The 16,870-nt window shown below is 65.4% G+C and carries 13 protein-coding genes, 1 tRNA gene and 1 pseudogene; 7 read left to right on the top strand and 8 right to left on the bottom strand.

What is annotated here, in order from left to right:
- Together WCZ84_RS11005 and WCZ84_RS11000 are read right to left on the bottom strand one after the other, a co-directional pair.
- On the bottom strand, nucleotides 1–708 hold a 708-nt coding region (locus WCZ84_RS11005; protein ID WP_372686321.1), incomplete at its 3' end, for an oxaloacetate decarboxylase.
- Nucleotides 709–732: 24 nt separating this feature from the next.
- The gene (locus tag WCZ84_RS11000; RefSeq protein WP_372686320.1) at nucleotides 733–1,176 is read right to left on the bottom strand and encodes a carboxymuconolactone decarboxylase family protein; all 444 of its coding nucleotides are present in this window, start codon (nucleotides 1,174–1,176) and stop codon (nucleotides 733–735) included.
- A gap of 177 nt (nucleotides 1,177–1,353) precedes the next feature.
- Here WCZ84_RS11000 and WCZ84_RS10995 point away from each other — a divergent pair, with 177 nt between their 5' ends.
- Entirely contained in the window at nucleotides 1,354–4,137 is a 2,784-nt protein-coding gene (locus tag WCZ84_RS10995; RefSeq protein WP_372686319.1) for an EAL domain-containing protein, read from the top strand.
- Here the strand turns inward: WCZ84_RS10995 and WCZ84_RS10990 are convergent.
- Together WCZ84_RS10990 and ppc are read right to left on the bottom strand one after the other, a co-directional pair.
- Nucleotides 4,128–4,763 (bottom strand): carbonic anhydrase, encoded by a 636-nt coding sequence (locus tag WCZ84_RS10990; protein ID WP_372686318.1) that lies wholly within the window; start codon nucleotides 4,761–4,763, stop codon nucleotides 4,128–4,130. The genes WCZ84_RS10995 and WCZ84_RS10990 overlap by 10 nt on opposite strands.
- Before the next feature lie 78 nt (nucleotides 4,764–4,841).
- Nucleotides 4,842–7,691: a phosphoenolpyruvate carboxylase gene (gene ppc / locus WCZ84_RS10985; RefSeq protein ID WP_372686317.1), complete on the bottom strand. Its 2,850-nt coding sequence runs from the start codon at nucleotides 7,689–7,691 to the stop codon at nucleotides 4,842–4,844.
- A 166-nt stretch (nucleotides 7,692–7,857) separates the two neighbouring features.
- Between ppc and WCZ84_RS10980 the strand changes: the two genes are divergently transcribed.
- The 3 genes from WCZ84_RS10980 (at nucleotide 7,858) to nadE (ending at nucleotide 11,260) form a co-directional block, all read left to right on the top strand.
- Complete coding sequence (locus WCZ84_RS10980) at nucleotides 7,858–8,562, top strand: Crp/Fnr family transcriptional regulator (protein ID WP_372686316.1); 705 nt, start codon at nucleotides 7,858–7,860, stop codon at nucleotides 8,560–8,562.
- A gap of 133 nt (nucleotides 8,563–8,695) precedes the next feature.
- Nucleotides 8,696–10,387 carry a dihydroxy-acid dehydratase gene (gene ilvD, locus WCZ84_RS10975; RefSeq protein WP_372686315.1) on the top strand — a complete coding sequence of 564 codons (1,692 nt, stop codon included), beginning with the start codon at nucleotides 8,696–8,698 and terminating at the stop codon, nucleotides 10,385–10,387.
- 24 nt (nucleotides 10,388–10,411) lie between these two features.
- Nucleotides 10,412–11,260: an ammonia-dependent NAD(+) synthetase gene (gene nadE, locus WCZ84_RS10970; RefSeq protein WP_372686314.1), complete on the top strand. Its 849-nt coding sequence runs from the start codon at nucleotides 10,412–10,414 to the stop codon at nucleotides 11,258–11,260.
- A gap of 57 nt (nucleotides 11,261–11,317) precedes the next feature.
- On the opposite strand, the gene WCZ84_RS10965 is transcribed toward nadE, so the two are convergent.
- From WCZ84_RS10965 to WCZ84_RS10955, 3 genes are all read right to left on the bottom strand, one after another.
- Complete coding sequence (locus WCZ84_RS10965) at nucleotides 11,318–12,307, bottom strand: LLM class flavin-dependent oxidoreductase (RefSeq protein ID WP_372686313.1); 990 nt, start codon at nucleotides 12,305–12,307, stop codon at nucleotides 11,318–11,320.
- Entirely contained in the window at nucleotides 12,304–12,765 is a 462-nt protein-coding gene (locus WCZ84_RS10960) for a PaaI family thioesterase (protein WP_372686312.1), read from the bottom strand. The genes WCZ84_RS10965 and WCZ84_RS10960 overlap by 4 nt, the downstream gene beginning before the upstream one ends.
- A 73-nt stretch (nucleotides 12,766–12,838) precedes the next feature.
- A complete protein-coding gene (locus WCZ84_RS10955) occupies nucleotides 12,839–14,227 on the bottom strand; it encodes an L-serine ammonia-lyase (RefSeq protein WP_372686311.1) in 1,389 nt (462 codons plus the stop codon).
- 189 nt (nucleotides 14,228–14,416) lie between these two features.
- Between WCZ84_RS10955 and WCZ84_RS10950 the strand changes: the two genes are divergently transcribed.
- Both WCZ84_RS10950 and WCZ84_RS10945 read left to right on the top strand, forming a co-directional pair.
- Nucleotides 14,417–15,400: a GlxA family transcriptional regulator gene (locus tag WCZ84_RS10950; protein WP_372686310.1), complete on the top strand. Its 984-nt coding sequence runs from the start codon at nucleotides 14,417–14,419 to the stop codon at nucleotides 15,398–15,400.
- A gap of 39 nt (nucleotides 15,401–15,439) precedes the next feature.
- Nucleotides 15,440–15,524, top strand: a tRNA-Leu gene (locus WCZ84_RS10945).
- A 106-nt stretch (nucleotides 15,525–15,630) separates the two neighbouring features.
- Here WCZ84_RS10945 and WCZ84_RS10940 read toward each other — a convergent pair.
- A pseudogene (locus tag WCZ84_RS10940) lies at nucleotides 15,631–15,915 on the bottom strand (transposase); the annotation flags it as partial.
- A gap of 235 nt (nucleotides 15,916–16,150) precedes the next feature.
- Here WCZ84_RS10940 and WCZ84_RS10935 point away from each other — a divergent pair.
- Nucleotides 16,151–16,777 carry an integrase gene (locus tag WCZ84_RS10935; protein ID WP_372686309.1) on the top strand — a complete coding sequence of 209 codons (627 nt, stop codon included), beginning with the start codon at nucleotides 16,151–16,153 and terminating at the stop codon, nucleotides 16,775–16,777.
- The last annotated feature ends 93 nt before the right edge of the window (nucleotides 16,778–16,870 follow it).

Raw genomic sequence — 16,870 nt, 5'->3', positions numbered from 1 at the left:
GCGGGCCAGTGCGCCGCCCACGCTGATGCGCCGTACCCCCAGGCCAGCCAGGTCGGCGAGGGTCAGGGTGTGGTTGCTGCCGATCAGCACGTTCAACGGCTTGGGCGCCACGGCCTGAACCAGAATGCGGATATGTTCTTCTGAGTGGATGCCGGGGGCATACAGGCAATCGGCGCCGGCTTCGGCATAAGCCTGCAAGCGCCGGGCCGTGCCATCCAGATCGGGCTGGCCCGCCAGGAAGTTTTCGGCCCGGCCCACCAGCAGCACGGTACCGCCGGCGTGGTCGATGGCCTGGCGCGCCGCCTGGATGCGCTCGACCGCGTCGGACTGCTCGCGCAGGGGGTGGGCGGGATCGCCCGTGGCGTCTTCGATGGAGAGGCCCGCAATACCGGTATCCACGGCTTGGTGTACGTGGGTTTCCACCCCTTTTGGGGTGTCTGCGTAGCCTGCGACGAAATCGGCGTTGATGGGCAGATCGACCGCCTGTACCAGTTGGCGCAGGTGGTCGAGTACCTGTGCCAAGGGAACCCGGCCATCCTGTTGCCCCACCGACCAGGCATGCCCCGAACTGGTGCTGGCAAGGGCCTTGAACCCCATGTGCTGCAACAGGACGGCGCTGCCGATGTCCCAGGGGTTGGGGATGATGAAGCAGCCTTGCTGGTGCAAGGCCTTGAAGGCGGCGCGCCGGGCTTCGATGGCGTGTGTCATGGCGGATTCAGGGGATCGGATGTTTCAGGGAACCGGGTGTTGCGACTTGAACCCCAGGGCGAAACGGTTCCAGGTGTTGATGGTGTTGATGAGCAGGGTCAGGGCCACGATTTGTTTGTCGTTGAAGTGCTGGGTCAGTTCTTCGTAGACGTCATCGGGGGCGCCGCGCTCGGCAATCAGGGTGAGGGCTTCCGTCCAGGCCAGTGCGGCGCGTTCGGCGGGCGTGTACAGGCTGGATTCGTGCCAGGCGCTGAGCAGGTACAGGCGCATTTCGGTCTCGCCCAGTTTGCGGGCGTCGGCCGTGTGCATGTGTAGGCAATAGGCGCAACCGTTGATCTGTGATGCCCGCGTTTTCACCAGTTCGTAGAGCAGGGGATCCAACCCGGCCCCCTTGGCGGTTTTTTCCATGTGCAACACGGCCTCCATCAGTTCGGGGGCCACCTTGAAGTAATCCATACGTGTTTTCATAAAAAATCCTTGAAGCATTGAACAAGCAGGCAGAACGTGCTTTACTTCATAACGATACGCCGATTTCTCTACAAATAAGGCAAAGTCACTGGTCTCAGTAGACATTTGTCATCGTATATTTTCGGTGCTGTGCCGGCGGTGCGGTGTTCGTACGGCACAAAGGTTGGGAGACAGTGGTTGGCCGATCAAGGGAAGCATCCGGGGTTTTTCCGGGGATCGCGCTATTGGCAGCATCTTTGGGGCAGTGTCAGGGCACGTTTCCTGCTCGTCGTTCTGGTGGCCACGATACCGGCCATGGCGGGCATGGGTTATTACGTGGTGCGCCAATACCATGCGTCACTGGATGACAGCCAGCGCCGTGCGGAAACCCTGATTCAATACGTAGCGGCCTACGACCGGGCGCTGATCGACGATGCCCGTCAGTTGTTGACGGCCTTGTCCCATTCGCCCGTGTTGCGCTATCGGCGCTGGGACGAGTGCTCTGAATACCTGTCGTTGCTGGTGGCGCACATACCGACCTACACCAACCTCGGAATGGCCGACGCGGACGGTCACGTGGTCTGTGCAGCGACGCCCGGCGCCGGCCCCACGCGGCAATATCTGGGTGACCGCGATTATTTCCAGGCGGCGGTGCAGGCGCCCGATGTGGTTACCAGTGGTTTCCTCGTGGGGCGACTCACGCGTCATACGGTCGTCGTGCTGGCGCTGCGCATCACGGATCCGGTCGGCGCGCTGGCGGGGGTGCTATTTGCCGCGCTCGATCTCCGTCTCCTGCAGATGGATGCGGTTCCACCCCAGCTGATGCCAGGCGCCCGCCTGTGGGTTCTGGATCGCAATGGGCGGGCCTTGCCTCATCAATGGGCGGCGCAACAGCTGCCGGGCGGTCAGTTCGATCCTTACCCCGAAGGCGCAGTCGGCCTGCAGAGCCGGCTGGTCCAGGACGACCAGCGCCAGACCTGGCTCGAACTTTCTCTGCCGGCGGGGCCGGAAGGGGATGACCGCGGTTTGTCCATGCGGTATCAGGTCCCGCTGGACAGCTTGCGGGCCGAAGCCCGCCAGGCCTTGTGGGCCGGCGTGCTGATCATGGGGCTGTTGCTGATGCTGGCCCTGTTGGCGGCCTGGGGCCTGGTCCAGCTGGCCGCTGGGCGCAGCCTGGACATGCTGGGCGATGCCGTGCGGCGCCTGGCCGCGCGTGATTTTTCGTCGCGCGTGGCGCATCGCTTGAAGGGTCGCGAATGGCGGCTGATCGGCCAGCAATTCGACGACATGGCAGAAGCCGTGCAGCGCTACCAAAATTCACTGGAGCATTCCGAGAGCAGTTATCGGGCGCTGTTCGACAGCAGCCCCACACCCATGCTGGTGCGGGGCTCCGAAAACGGGTTTTTCCTGGCGGCCAATCAGCAGGCCGAGCTGATGTATGGGTACCGGCAGGCGGATTTCCTGCGCCTGACCATCAGTCAGCTGCGCCTTCGGACGGTGGGGCAGGAGGCCGACCCACCGCGGACCGTCGAGATCCACCGGGGCGCCCGGGGCGACGAACGTCATGTCGAGGTCCGACGCCTGCCGCTGACGTTCTCCGGCGTGGCGGCCGAGGTCCTGGTGATACAGGATCTCACCGAACAACGGGCCCGCCAGGAGGCCCTGAACTGGCGCGCCACGCACGACGCGCTCACGGGCCTGCTGAATCGGCCTGAGTTCCTGCGCCGGCTGGGGGTTCGGGTGGCGCCCCCCACCTCTGCGTCATCCGTGCAGTCGCTGGCGGGGGTGCTGGTACTGGGCAATCTGGATGACTTCAAGGAAGTCAACGCAGCGCTGGGACACGGAACGGGCGACCAGCTGCTGGTCCAGGTGGCGGGGCGCTTGCGCGAGGAATTGGGGGCGGACTGCCTGCTTGCGCGCCTGAGCGGCGACGAGTTCGTCTTCCTGCTGCAGGACCCCCAGGCCGTGAAGCTGCGCGAAGTGGAGCACCTGGTGACCCAGATGCGGGCGCCGTTCAACCTGAACAACCTGCAATTGCGGGTCAGCGCCACGTTCGGGGTGGTCGTGCTGGCGGACCTGGCCGGGCGCGACTACCGGCCCGAAGACCTGATCCGCTATGCCGATGCCGCCTTGCGCCGGGCGCGCAGCGAAAGCGCCAGCATTGGCGTTTGTGACGAGCGCGATTACACGCAGATGTACAAGGGCCTGATGCTGCGGGGCGAGCTGCGGGTGGCGTTGGTGCAGAATCAGTTTCTTTTGCATTACCAGCCCAAGGTGCGGCTGCAGGCAGGGCTCTCTCGGGCGGGCAGCGTAGCCCGCTTCGAAGCCCTGGCCCGCTGGCAGCATCCGGATCGGGGCCTGGTGGCCCCGGGCGAATTCATTCCCATGATCGAGGCCAGCGACATGGTGCACGCTTTCACCCGCTGGGTGGTCGATCGGGCCGTGATGGAATGCGCCGGCTGGCAGGCCCATCATCCCGGCGTGGGGGTCGCCGTCAATATCTCGGTGCGCAACCTGCTCAATCTGCGCTTTCCGCGCCAGGTCGCGGCCACCCTGGGGCGACACAAGCTGCCCGCGCACCTGCTCGAACTAGAGGTCACCGAGCGGGTGATCATGGGGGATCCGGCGCGCGCGATGGATGCCTTGCGCACCCTGCAGGATCTGGGCGTGCGGATTGCGGTCGATGATTTTGGCACGGGCTATTCGTCGTTCGCGTATCTCACCCGCCTGCCGGTGGATACCCTGAAGATCGATCATTCGTTCGTGGCCAACGTGTTGGATGACGATGACACGCGGGCCATCGTGCGCGCCATCATCGACATGAGCCATACCCTGCAGCTGGTGGCGGTGGCCGAAGGGGTCGAGTCCGTCGAAGCGCTTGGCGTGCTGGCCGAGATGGGTTGCGACATGGCGCAGGGATACGCCATTGCACGGCCCATGCCGGTGAACGAGGCGCTGGCCTGGCTGGCGGTTTATTCCTGATAGGGTTCGAAGCGGCCGGTGTGCGGATCGCGAATGAACAGGACGCCGGTGGCTACGCCGAAATAGGCGCCATGCAGGCGCAGCGTGCCCGCATCGACGCGCTCGTGTACCGCCGGAAAGGTGAGCAGGTTGTCCAGGCTGTATTCGACCACGCCCCACTCCATGCGGCGGATCCAGTCGGCGCGATCCCCTGTCTGTGGGCCGACCTTGTCGGCCACCGGGGCGATCTGCGACATCCATTTGCCGATGAAGTCCGGGCGCGTCAGGGGCGGGGACTGATTCACGTAAGCCGCCACCCCGCCGCAGCTGGCGTGACCCATGACCACGATGTCGCTGACTTCCAGCGCGTTGACGCCGAATTCGATGCAGGCGCTGGTGCCGTGAAAGGCATTTTGAGAGGTTGGTTCGCAGGGTGGGACGATGCCGGCGATGTTGCGCACCACGAACATTTCACCGGGGCCCGCATCGAAAATGGTTTCCGGGGCGACCCGGGAGTCGCCGCAGCTGATCAGCATGATACTGGGATGCTGGCCATTTTCGGCCAGGTCGAGGTAGCGGGCGCGCTCGGTTTCCAGCCGTCCGTGCAGAAATGAGGCGTAGCCGTCGGTGAGTCGCTTCGGGAACATGAGGGCGTCCTGGTCTGATGGCAAGGCATCCGATTGTACGCCTGTGTTTTCAGACGCGCCGCCGCCGTACGGCGTACGTCAGCCTGAATTGCGCAGGCCGGCCGCAATCCCGTTGATGGTCATGTGGATGGCGCGCTGGTCGCGTGTTTCTTGTTCGTCTGGGGCGTGGCTCATGCCGGGGGCCGAGCGCACCCGCCGCAGCAGCTCGACCTGCAGGTGATTGAGCGGGTCGATATAGGCAAAGCGCTCGGCCAGGGCGGCTTTCAGCGGAGCATCGTGGGCGAGCAGGGCGTGCCCCGTGATGACGTGGAACAAATCCAGGGCCCGGTGGTATTCGGCGGCGATGCGCTCGAAGATCTGCCTGCGCAGGACCTTGTCGGCCAGCAGTTCGGAATAGGCGCGGCCTATGGCCAGGTCCGTCTTGGCCAGCACCTGTTCCATGTTCGAGAGCAGGGTACGAAAGAAGGGCCAGTCGCGCGCCATGGCCTGCAGGCGCAGCAGGCGTTCGTCGCGCGTCAGCGCGTGATCCGGGCCGCCTTCCTCCAGGTAGCGGGCGAGCGCCGTCCCCATGCCATACCAGCCAGGCAGCGGCAGGCGGCATTGCGCCCACGAGAAGGACCAGGGGATGGCGCGCAGGTCTTCGATGTGGTCGAGGGCCTTGCGTGAGGAGGGGCGCGAGCCGATGTTCAGCCCCGCGATTTCGCGGATGGGGGTCGAGGAAAAGAAGTAGTCGGTAAACCCGTCGGTTTCGTAGACCAGGTTGCGATAGGCGGCCTGGGCCGTGTCCGACATCCAGGCCATGGCCTGCCCATAGCGGGCCGCGTATTCGTCTTCTGCCTGCGTGCTGGAGGTGGTGGCCGCCAGGCTGGCTTCGAGCGTGGCGGCCACGAAGAGCTCGAGGTGCCAGCGCCCGACCTCGGCATCTTTGTACCGGCCCTGGATGATTTCGCCCTGTTCGGTCAGGCGGATCTGGTAGTTCACCGTGCCGGGTGGTTGCGACAGAATGGAATCGTAGCTGGGGCCGCCTCCGCGCCCAACCGACCCGCCGCGGCCGTGAAACAGCCGCAGGCGTACCCGGTGGCGTTCGAAGACGGCCACCAGGCGGCGCTCGGCCTGGTAGAGCGACCAGTTCGAGGTCAGGTATCCGCCATCCTTGTTGCTGTCCGAGTAGCCCAGCATGACTTCCTGTATGCCTTGCTGCGCGTGGCGCACGCGCGCGGCCACTTCCGGCAGGCCCAGCCAGGCATCCATGATGTCCGGGCCGCGTTCGAGGTCTGGAATGGTCTCGAACAGCGGCACCACCATCAGGCCGCTTTGCGGGCTGCGATCATTGACCGTAGGGGCGATGAGCCCGGTTTCCTGCTGCAGCACCAGGACCTCGAGCAAGTCGCTCAGGGTCTCGGTGTGCGAGACGATGGCCTGGCGTATGGCGGCTGCGCCGAAGCGCTCGCGGCAGCGGGCCGCCATACGCAGAATGCCCAGTTCTTTCTGGGTTTCGGCGGAGTACGTGATCCAGGGGGATACCAGGGGGCGGGGTTCGCGCAGTTCCTGGCGCAGGACCCGGATGCGGTCCGCCTCGGACAGCTGGGCGTAATCCACGGGTTTGCCATCGAGGGTGACGGCCGCCTGCTGCATGAGTTCGGCCAGAACGCGTTCGTGCACGTCGGAGCTTTGGCGCAGGTCTACAGTGGCCAGGTGCAGGCCGAAGATTTCCACGGCCTGGCACAGCGGCGCAAGACGCAGGCGCGCCACCAGGGTGCCGTGGTGGATGTCCAGCGAGTCTGCCACGGTCTTCAGATCTTGTGCGAACGCGGCGGCCGACGCGTAGGGCGCCGCGGCGTACACCTGCCGCCGCGCGAGGGTGCGCCCGGTCAGCGCCTGGGCCGTGGCGGCCAGCCGGGCGTAGATGTGGATGCAGGCCCGGCGATAGGGCTCGTCGCGGCGGTGCTCGGATCCGTCGCGGCTTTGTGCGGCCAGTTCGGCGAGCTCGGGCGTGACCCGCATCATGGACTGCGAGATGGACAGCTCGATGGCGAGTTCGTGCACTTCGGCCAGGTAGTGGCGCAGCACGTGGGCACATTGGCGCAGCAGGGCCTGCTCGAGCGTGGCGGCATCCACGTTGGGGTTGCCGTCGCGGTCGCCGCCGATCCAGCTGCCCATGTGCATGAAAGCCGGCAGGGGCGTGTTGTCGATGGCGAAGATCGATTTTGCCGGCCTGCGCAGTAGCCGGCTCATGTCGAGATGCAGCTGGGGCAGGGTGCTGAAGAAGGTGCTGGTGTAGTACGTCAGCGCATTGTCGATCTCGTCCAGCACGGTGAGCCTGCTTTGGCGCAGCATGCGCGTCTGCCACAGGGATGCGATCAGGCCGGTCAGGTGTTCCTGGGAACGGGCCGAATCCGGCGCCCCCTGGATCCTGTCCATGTGGCGCAACTGACGCGCGATGGCCTGGTGCAGATCGAGCGTGCTTTTGCGCTGGACTTCGGTGGGATGCGCCGTGAGCACCGGCACGATACAGGCTTCGGCCAGTTGTCTGCGGATGCGCGCCTTGCTGAGGCCGTTGGCCTGCAGGAGCTCGAGCGCGTGCTCGAGGCTGCCGGGCACGTTGCCGCCCTGATCGTGCCACTGCTGGTGCTGCCGGCGGGTCTGGTCGCGGTCTTCGGCGATGTTGGAGAGGTGCAGGAAATAGCTGAAGGCCCGAACCACGGAATTGACTTCGCCATTGGCCAGGCGCCGGATCTGACGTTCGAGCAGGCGGCCATCGCGGTCTGATCCCGCCCGCCGGAATTTGACGGCGGCACGGCGCAGGCGCTCGATGACGTCGAACATGGCCCGGCCCTCGCTGTCGCGGATGACTTCGCCCAGGGTCTTGCCCAGCAGCCGGATATCCTGGCGCAGGGGGCTGATGACTTCGGGCGAAGGATCGGGCATCGCGGCGGCTCCGGTGGGTGGGTTCGGGTGGGGGCAAAAACCGGCGCCCGGCTGGGCGTGGTGTGTCGCAGCAATCATGATAAGGGTTTTCAGGCGATGGCGTGTTTTGCGTCGGCGCGCTGGCGGGGGTGCGGTATCATGTTCGGTGTCTTTTGGTGCCTGATCGATGAAACGCTCTGTTGCGACCCCGGATTGTCCGGCCCTGGTTCTGGGCCACCCCCTGTTTCAGGGGCTGCCTCCAGAGTGCGGCGCCCAGCTGCTTCTCAATATGGCCATCCTGCACGTCCAGGATGGCGAAACCCTGTTCAACGAGGGTGACGAAGCCATCGAATATCTGTACGTGCTCAGTGGGCAGGTCGAAGTTCTGCGGCATACGCAAGAGGGGCTCGAGCGGGTCTTCCATATTTTCCGCACGGGTCAGTTGCTGGCCGAGACCGCCATGTTCATGTCCCATGGACGCTACCCCATGCAGGCCCGGGCGCGGGGCGATGGCATTGTGCTGTGCCTCAAGCGTCAGGGCCTGTTGGCCGTGTGCCAGGCCTGGCCCGAGCTGGCTCTGCGGTTGCTGGCGCGGCTCAGCGATCAGATCTACCGGCGCATCAACGAGGTCGAGTGGTTCAGCGACAGCACAGCGGCCCAGCGGTTGGCCGAATATCTTCTGCGTCTGCCTGAAGAGGCCGATGGCCGCATCCGCCTGCCGCTGACCCAGCGCCAGCTGGCGGTGCATCTGGGGGTGCGCGCCGAAACGCTCAGCCGCATGCTGGCCGAATGGGTCAGCCACAAGCGCATACAAGGGGCCCGGCGCGAGTGGCAGGTGCTGGACTATCCGTTTCTGGAACAGCTGGCCCAGGCCGCCCGGCGCGCCTTCTGAGCGTCAGGCCAGCCCGGTGGCCTGCCGGCGCGGGGGCTTGGCGCTGGCGCCAAGGCGTGGCCAAGGGTTCACAGTGATCGTGTAAACACCTTACACTTGACTACTCTGCTGCATTTCAATCAAGGATCCTGTCATGGCCAAGAAGCTGCGTTCCGCACACATCACTCAGGGGGTGGAGCGGGCCCCGAACCGCTCCATGTATTACGCATTGGGCTATACCGAAGAAGATTTCAGCAAGCCCATGATCGGCATCGCCAATGGCCAGAGCACGATCACGCCGTGCAACAGCGGTCTGCAGCCCCTGGCCGATGCGGCGGCGGCCGCCATCAAAGAGGCGGGCGGCAACCCGCAAATGTTCGGCACGCCCACTATTTCGGATGGCATGGCCATGGGTACCGAGGGCATGAAATATTCGCTGGTCTCGCGCGAGGTGATTGCCGACTGCGTCGAAACCTGCGTGCAGGGCCAGTGGATGGACGGTGTGCTGGTCATCGGCGGCTGCGACAAAAACATGCCCGGCGGCATGATGGGCATGCTGCGCGCCAACGTGCCCTCCATCTACGTCTATGGCGGCACCATCCTGCCCGGCCACTATAACGGCAAAGATCTGAACATCGTCAGCGTGTTCGAGGCGGTGGGCGAGCACGCCGCCGGGCGCATGAGCGCCGAAGACCTGCGCAATATCGAAATGAACGCCATCCCGTGCAGTGGTTCGTGCGGGGGCATGTATACGGCCAACACCATGAGCTCGGCCTTCGAGGTCATGGGCATGAGCCTGCCGTATTCATCGACCATGGCCAACGTGCACCAGGAAAAGCTCGATTCCGCCGCAGAGTCCGGCCGGGTGCTACTCAAAGCGGTCGAAATGGATCTCAAGCCGCGTGACATCGTCAACCGCAAATCCCTCGAGAATGCCGTGGCCGTGGTCATGGCCACGGGCGGCTCCACCAACGCCGTGTTGCACATCCTGGCCATCGCCCATGCGGCCGAGGTCGAATGGACGATCGACGACTTCGAGCGGGTGCGCCGCAAGGTACCGGTGATCTGCAACCTCAAGCCCAGCGGCGAGTACCTGGCGGTCGACTTCCACAGGGCGGGCGGCGTGCCCCAGGTGATGAAAATCCTGCTCAACGCCGGCCTGCTCCATGGCGACTGCATCACCATCACCGGTCAGACCATCGCCGAAGTCCTGGCCAACGTACCGGACACCCCACCGGCCGACCAGGACATCATCTTTCCCATCAGTCAGGCGCTGTACGCCGAGGGTCATCTGGCGATCCTCAAGGGCAATCTGGCCGAGCTCGGCGCAGTGGCCAAGATCACCGGCCTGAAGAATCCCGCCATTACCGGTCCGGCCCGGGTCTTCGACGACGAACCGTCGGCCATGGAGGCGATCCTCGCCGGGCGCATCCAGGCGGGCGACGTCATGGTCCTGCGCTACCTGGGCCCCAAGGGCGGGCCGGGCATGCCCGAGATGCTGGCCCCCACCAGCGCCCTGGTGGGCGAGGGCCTGGGGGATTCGGTCGGCCTGATCACCGATGGCCGCTTCTCCGGGGGGACCTGGGGCATGGTGGTCGGTCACGTGGCCCCCGAGGCGGCGGTGGGCGGCACCATCGCGCTGATCGAAGAGGGCGATTCCATCACCATCGACGCCCATCGGCAATTGCTCCAACTGAATGTGCCAGACGATGTCATCGCCCGGCGCCGGGCCGCCTGGACCCCGCCCAAGCCCCGCTACCTGCGCGGCGTGCAGGCCAAGTTCGCATTCAATTGTTCAGACGCCAGCACGGGCGCCGTGCTCGATCGCTTCGAGCCACCAGCCTGAGCGGCCGTTCCAGGAGACTTCACCGTGCTCAGCCCCGCCCAACAAGCCCTCCAGGCACAGATCCGTACCAGCCTGGGTGTGGTCGATGCGTTCGACGCACACGCCGAAATCGCCCGGCGGGTGGATTTTCTGGCGCATTACCTGCGCCAGACCGGGGCACGGGGCCTGGTGTTGGGCATCAGCGGCGGGGTGGATTCCCTGGCGGCCGGGCTGCTGGCGCAGCGGGCGGTCGAACGGGCGCGGGCACAGGGCCATGCGGCTCAGTTCGTGGCCATGCGCCTGCCCTGCGGCCAGCAGGCCGACGAGGCCGATGCCCAGGCCGGGCTGGCGCTGATCGGCCCCGATGAAACGCTGACGGTCGACATCGAGCCGGCCTCCAGCGCCCTGCTCGGGGCCCTGCTGGGCGCCGGCCTGGCGTTCCGCGACCCTGCCCAGCAGGACTTCATCCACGGCAACATCAAGGCGCGCGAGCGCATGGTGGCCCAGTATGCCGTGGCTGGCGCGCGCGGCGCGCTGGTGGTGGGCACCGACCACGCTGCCGAGTCTCTCATGGGGTTTTTCACCAAGTTTGGCGACGGAGCGGCCGATGTCATGCCCCTGGCAGGGCTGAACAAGCGGCGGGTCAGGGCCCTGGCGCTGGCCATGGGGGCGGCTGACGGCTTGGTTTTCAAAGTGCCCACGGCCGATCTCGAAGCGCTGCGCCCGCTCAAGCCCGACGAGGACGCCTTCGGGGTCACCTATGAACAGATCGACGATTTCCTCGAGGGGCGCGAGATTGCGCCCGAGGCTTGGGACATCATCATCGCCGCCTGGCGCGCCAGTGCCCATAAACGGGCCCTGCCCGTGTCGCCGCTGACCCTGGCGCGAGGCTGAGGCCTGCGTTCAGCCCCAGCCCTTGTTCAAACCCGACCCCCGTCCAGGCGCCGCTGGTCAGGCCGGGCTCATCAAGCCCGCCGCGATCCCGAAAGAGCGCAGGCGCGCGGCCGGATCGTAGATATTGCAGGCCAGGATCAGCTCATCGACCCTGGTGTCGTCGATGAAGGCCTGCATGGTGGCGGCCACCGTGTCTGCCGAACCAATCGCGGTACAGGCCTGCACATGATCGAGCAGGTCGCGTGCGCCCGGCGGCAATGAGTCGACATACCCTTCTACAGGCGCTGGCAGGCGCACAGGCTGCCCGGTGCGCAGGCTGATGACCGATTGCTGCCAGGAGCTGGCCAGCCAGTGGGCTTCTTCGTCCGTGTCCGCTGCATACACGTTGTAGCCCAGCATCACGTAAGGCTTGTCGAGGTGGACCGAGGGGCGAAACAGGCGGCGGTACAGGGCCACCGCATCCCGCATCTGGGCGGGCGCGAAGTGTGAGGCGAAGGCATAGGGCAGGCCCAGCGCGGCGGCCAATTGAGCCCCGAACAGGCTCGAGCCCAGGATCCAGACAGGCACGCGGGCCCCTGCGCCCGGAACCGCGGGCACAGGGCCCTGGCCGGCAAAATAATCCATGAGTTCGGCGACGTCGTTGGGGAAGGCATCCGGATGGCTGGCCAGGTTGCGCCGCAAGGCGCGAGCCGTGACCTGGTCTGAACCTGGCGCCCGGCCCAGGCCCAGGTCGATGCGCCCGGGATAGAGGGCATCGAGTGTCCCGAATTGCTCGGCGATCACCAGTGGCGAGTGGTTCGGCAGCATGATCCCGCCGGCCCCGACGCGAATGCGTTGCGTCGCCCCGGCGACGTGGCCGATCAGCACGGCGGTCGCAGCGCTGGCGATACCCGGCATGCCATGGTGCTCGGCCATCCAGAAACGCCGGTATCCGAGGGTTTCGGCGTGTCGGGCCAGGTCGATGGAATGACGGAAGGATTCGGCCGCATCGCCCCCTTCTCGGATAGGGGCCAGGTCCAATACGGAAAATGGGATGCGGCGGCTCATGACTGGCGCTCCGGCACGGCGATGATGGTCTGCTGCATCAGGGCGATTGCGGCTTTTTCGCCCGCCTGAAGCGCAAATACGTCGACTTGGCAGACCGTCAGCGTGCGCCCGCTGCGCACCACCCGACCCACCGCTTCGAGCGATTCGCCTTGCGCGGGCGCCAGCAGATTGATCTTGAATTCGACGGTCAGCACCGTATGCCCGGGCGGCTGCAGCGTCAGGGCCGACCAGCCCCCTGCCGCATCCGCGATGGCCGACGTGGCCCCGGCGTGGAACAGCCCGAGGTGTTGGGTGACGCTGGCCGAAAAAGGCAGGTGGATGTGCACGCGCCCCGGGGCGACGTCGCCCAGGTGGGCCCCCAGGTGCAGCATCAGGCCGGAACGGGCGAAGTCGCGTTCGATACGCACGCGCAACGCCTGGGGCGTCGCGTTTTCAGGTGTGGGGGTGGCAGCGCTCATCGTGTCTCCGGTCGGGCAAAACCCCAATGATCGCAGATTGTGGCCCGATCGGGGCGATGCCCGGGCGCCGCCACTAGCATTCGACCACGTTCACGGCCAGGCCGCCGCGTGAAGTCTCTTTATATTTGGACTTCATGTCAGCCCCGGTCTGGCGCATGGTCTCGATGACGTTGTCGAGCGACACGTGGTGCCGGCCGTCGCCGTGCAGCGCCAGGCGCGACGCATTGATGGCCTTGTTGCCGCCCATGGCGTTGCGCTCGATACAGGGAATCTGAACCAGGCCGCCGACCGGGTCGCAGGTGAGGCCCAGGTTGTGTTCCATGCCGATTTCGGCGGCATTTTCTATTTGCGCCACCGTGCCGCCCTGGACTGCGGTCAGGCCTGCCGCCGCCATGGAGCAGGCCACCCCGACCTCGCCCTGGCAGCCGACCTCGGCCCCCGAGATGGAGGCATTCTTTTTGTACAAAAAGCCGATGGCGGCGGCCGTGAGCAGGAAGTCGACCACCCCGTCTTCCGACCAGCCCGGAACGAACCGGCGGTAGTAACGCAATACGGCGGGCAGCAGGCCCGAGGCGCCATTGGTGGGTGCCGTGACCACGCGCCCGCTGGCGGCGTTTTCCTCGTTGACGGCCATGGCGTACAGGTTGACCCAGTCCATAGCGAACATCACGTCGTCGTTGTTGCGCGGCGTGTGCAGTAGCTGCCGATACAGTGCGGGCGCGCGGCGGCGTACTTTGAGGCCGCCGGGCAGGATGTCGTCGGCCAGAGGAGACTGCAGGCCGCAGCCGCGGTCGATGGCGTCGTCCATCACACGGGCGATGTGCAGCACCCCCGTGCGCACTGCCTCAGGCGGGCGCAGAACGGTCTCGTTGGCCATCATCAGCTGGGCGATGCTCAGTCCATGCCGGCTGCATTGCGCCATCAGTTCGTTGCCGGTGGCAAAAGGGTAGGGCATGGGTTCGTGCGCCGGCACGGTTTCGTCGGTATCGATGCTGTCCAGTGCGCGGATGAAACCCCCGCCGATGGATACGTAGCGTTCGTCGAGCAGCGAGCGGCCCTGGGCGTCGAAGGCCATGAAACGCATGCCGTTGGGATGCTCGGGCATGGGCCGGATGCGCGCCGAAAAGACCCGGCCGGGCTGGAACGGAATACGGTGCCGGCCGCACACCGACAGGTGCCCGCTGCCGTGCACTTGCTGCATCAGGCCCGGAATGGCCGCAGGGTCCACCGTGTCGGGCGCCTCGCCCATAAGGCCCAGCATGATGCCCATGTCGGTACGGTGACCCGCCCCCGTTTCTGCAAGCGAGCCATAGAGGTGGATGGACAGGCGCGCCAGTGACGGGAACAGCCCCCGGGTGTGAAGGTTCTGGGCAAAATTGCGCGCGGCCCGCATGGGCCCCACCGTGTGCGAGCTGGAAGGCCCGATGCCTATCTTGAACAAATCGAACACCGATAAGGCCATGATGCGTCCTGTTGAATGTCCTGCTGGATGAATGTCTTTATGTCGATTCTAGCGAGCCTGAATGAATTTTATTGAACTAATACGACATTATCGTAGTAATTTTTGAATTATTCTCTAGGATTGATTTTGTGTTGAACAAAAAATCATGCATAATTGAATAAAAACGACTTATTCAGAAGAATCGATCGTATGACAGTCCGTATCGGAGTGGTGCTGCTGCCTCAATTTGCCTTGGGCGCACTGGCGCCTTTTGCCGACGTGATCAGCCTGCTGCCGCTTGCCGCCGATGGGCAGCCCCTGTGCACCGCCGAGATCGTGGCCGAGACCCTGATCCCGGTGCGCTCCGCCAATGGCATTCAAGTCGTGCCCGAAGGCCTGCTGGGGGATGCGGCGCGCTTCGATCACGTCGTGGTCGTGGGCGGGCCGCACGCGCCGGAAACAGGTGCCGCGTCCGCCCGCCTGCTCGCCTGGCTGCGTGACGCAGCGCGGTCCGGCTGCCATTTGGTGGGGCTGTGCAGCGCCGTGTTCACCCTGGCGGAAGCCGGCTTGCTGGCAGACCGGCGCCTGAGCCTGAACGCCGCCCATTGGCCCGCATTCATACAGCGGTTTCCAACGCTCGACCCGCGGCAGGTGGTGACTGACCGCCTGTATGTGCAGGATGGCCGCCGGATCACCTGCGCCGGCGGGGCGGGCGCCTTGCTCGATACGGCATTGCGGCTGCTTCGCCGACACGTGCCCGAGCCTGAAATTCGCCAGGCGCTGCTGCGCCTGCAGCAGGCCGAACCGGGCCCTCATGCCGTACTGGCGCCGGCCCCCCGCCCCGTGCTGCCCGAAGTCCCGGCTGCCTTGCAGCGCGCCCTGGTACTGATCGAGCAATATGCCGCGCAGCCCCTGTCGGCCGATCAGCTGGCCGGGCGTGTCGGGGTGTCGGTGCGCCACCTGCAGCGTCTGTTTCGCGAGCACTTGGGCAGTACGCCGCAGGCGCAGGCGCGTGCTGCCCGCCTGCGCCTGCTGGAGTGGAAGCTGCGGCACAGCCGCTCGGCGCTGTCCGTCATCGCCGCCGATTGCGGGTTTGCCGACGCGGCCCACATGGCGCGCAGCTTCAAGATCGCCCACGGGATCACCCCCGGCGCCTGGCGCCGGCAAGCGCTGGCGGAGAAAAACACCGTATAATAGCCATCCTGTTTCGGGCCGCTGTTCAGCGCCCTGATTGCCCGAGTGGTGAAATTGGTAGACGCAGGGGACTCAAAATCCCCCGCCGCAAGGCGTGCCGGTTCGATTCCGGCCTCGGGCACCAACGGCTTGTTCCGGTGGTTTTCAAAATTTAGGCCCTGCGTGAGAGCATCCGGCGACTGGGCCAGGTACTGGTGCAGTCGCTCCTTCTGTACTGACGACAGTTCCCAGTGGTGGCGGCGCATCAGGCTCAACAGGCCCCGGTTTCTGCGCCCCTCGGGATCGTACTGTTGCCAGAGCTTGAGGAAGTGCTGATTGACCAGCCGAATGACGTGGAAGCGGTCGGCCACGATCAGGGCATTGGGGAAGTACTGTCGCGCGATCGCGCGATAGGTTTCAGACAGATCCATGACGATGACGCGGACATGCTCACGACCTGGCAAACGTTTGAGGTAGCTGCGCAAACTGGCCTTCGATCGCCCCAGCACGACATCGAACACCTTGTGGTTCTTCAGATCAATCAGCGTAGTGGCGTAGCCCTGCTTGCGAGTGAAGAAGTGTTCATCGATATCCAGGACCCAGCATCAATGTGGAACCCGCTCCAATGGATTGGACGGTGACCTGGCGCTGGCCCCGGCCTATGCTGCCGGGACGCTACACCGCCGGGCAGGCTCTCTCAGGCGACTACGTTGACAAACGAGATCAAGGAGACCAAAATGATCTTGTCTCAAACCTACCTGGGAGATGACCATGCCCACTGCCATCAAATCTATTGCCGGTCGTCTGCCGCGCGTCACGGTGGAGGACGTGCGCCGCTTTGCGGATAGCGTCGAAATCCGGGATGCTCCGGCTTTCGCGGCCGAGTTGCAGGCGTTCATCCACGAGCGCGTGGAGGCGGTGAAGCTGCCCGCCAACCTCGAAGGCGAAACGGTGGCGCAGGCCTTGCAACGCAAGGCGGCCGCGCTACGCGCTGACACGCGCTGGGCACCGACTGAAACCGACATTCAACGAGGCCGCGCCGTGCTGCTGGAAGCCTTCAACCAGCCGGACAAACTGTCGATCCCCAAGTACGCCAGGCTGGCGGACAAGTCGCGCCAGCAAATCTACAAGGACATCCTCGCCCGTCGGCTGCTGGCGCTGAACGTGGGGCCGCGCGGCCAGAAACTGCCCGACTGGCAGCTCGACCCGGTGAAGCAACAGTTGACCCAAACCGTGCTCCAGGAAGTCGAGGGCATCGACCACTGGACGATCTACCGCGCGCTGTCCGAACCACTCGAAGGACTGGGTGGTCGTTCGCCGGTGGATGCGGTGACGCATGGCACGATCGACGACGTGGCCGAGGCCGTGTTCAACGTGCTGGGCGTCCAGGTGCATTGAAACCAGATCGCCATGAGCCACGAGCCGCCTTCGTTCCTGATCGACGCCGGTGAACTGCTCCAGCACGTGAGCCGCGTCGTCTATCGGGGCGGC

Origin of the sequence: Castellaniella sp. (assembly GCF_041675725.1) — a bacterium.
GTDB lineage: Bacteria > Pseudomonadota > Gammaproteobacteria > Burkholderiales > Burkholderiaceae_B > Castellaniella.
Note: the sequence above shows the minus strand (reverse complement) of the source record. Positions and strands in the feature narration are given on the sequence as shown.

Bases quoted from the DNA above. Each gene is read 5' to 3' on its own strand.
- WCZ84_RS11000 (WP_372686320.1), bottom strand. From the start codon at position 1,176: ATGAAAACACGTATGGATTACTTCAAGGTGGCCCCCGAACTGATGGAG.
- WCZ84_RS10990 (WP_372686318.1), bottom strand. From the start codon at position 4,763: ATGTTCCCGAAGCGACTCACCGACGGCTACGCCTCATTTCTGCACGGA.
- ppc (WP_372686317.1), bottom strand. From the start codon at position 7,691: ATGCCCGATCCTTCGCCCGAAGTCATCAGCCCCCTGCGCCAGGATATC.
- WCZ84_RS10980 (WP_372686316.1), top strand. From the start codon at position 7,858: ATGAAACGCTCTGTTGCGACCCCGGATTGTCCGGCCCTGGTTCTGGGC.
- ilvD (WP_372686315.1), top strand. From the start codon at position 8,696: ATGGCCAAGAAGCTGCGTTCCGCACACATCACTCAGGGGGTGGAGCGG.
- WCZ84_RS10965 (WP_372686313.1), bottom strand. From the start codon at position 12,307: ATGAGCCGCCGCATCCCATTTTCCGTATTGGACCTGGCCCCTATCCGA.
- WCZ84_RS10960 (WP_372686312.1), bottom strand. From the start codon at position 12,765: ATGAGCGCTGCCACCCCCACACCTGAAAACGCGACGCCCCAGGCGTTG.
- WCZ84_RS10955 (WP_372686311.1), bottom strand. From the start codon at position 14,227: ATGGCCTTATCGGTGTTCGATTTGTTCAAGATAGGCATCGGGCCTTCC.
- WCZ84_RS10950 (WP_372686310.1), top strand. From the start codon at position 14,417: ATGACAGTCCGTATCGGAGTGGTGCTGCTGCCTCAATTTGCCTTGGGC.
- WCZ84_RS10935 (WP_372686309.1), top strand. From the start codon at position 16,151: ATGCCCACTGCCATCAAATCTATTGCCGGTCGTCTGCCGCGCGTCACG.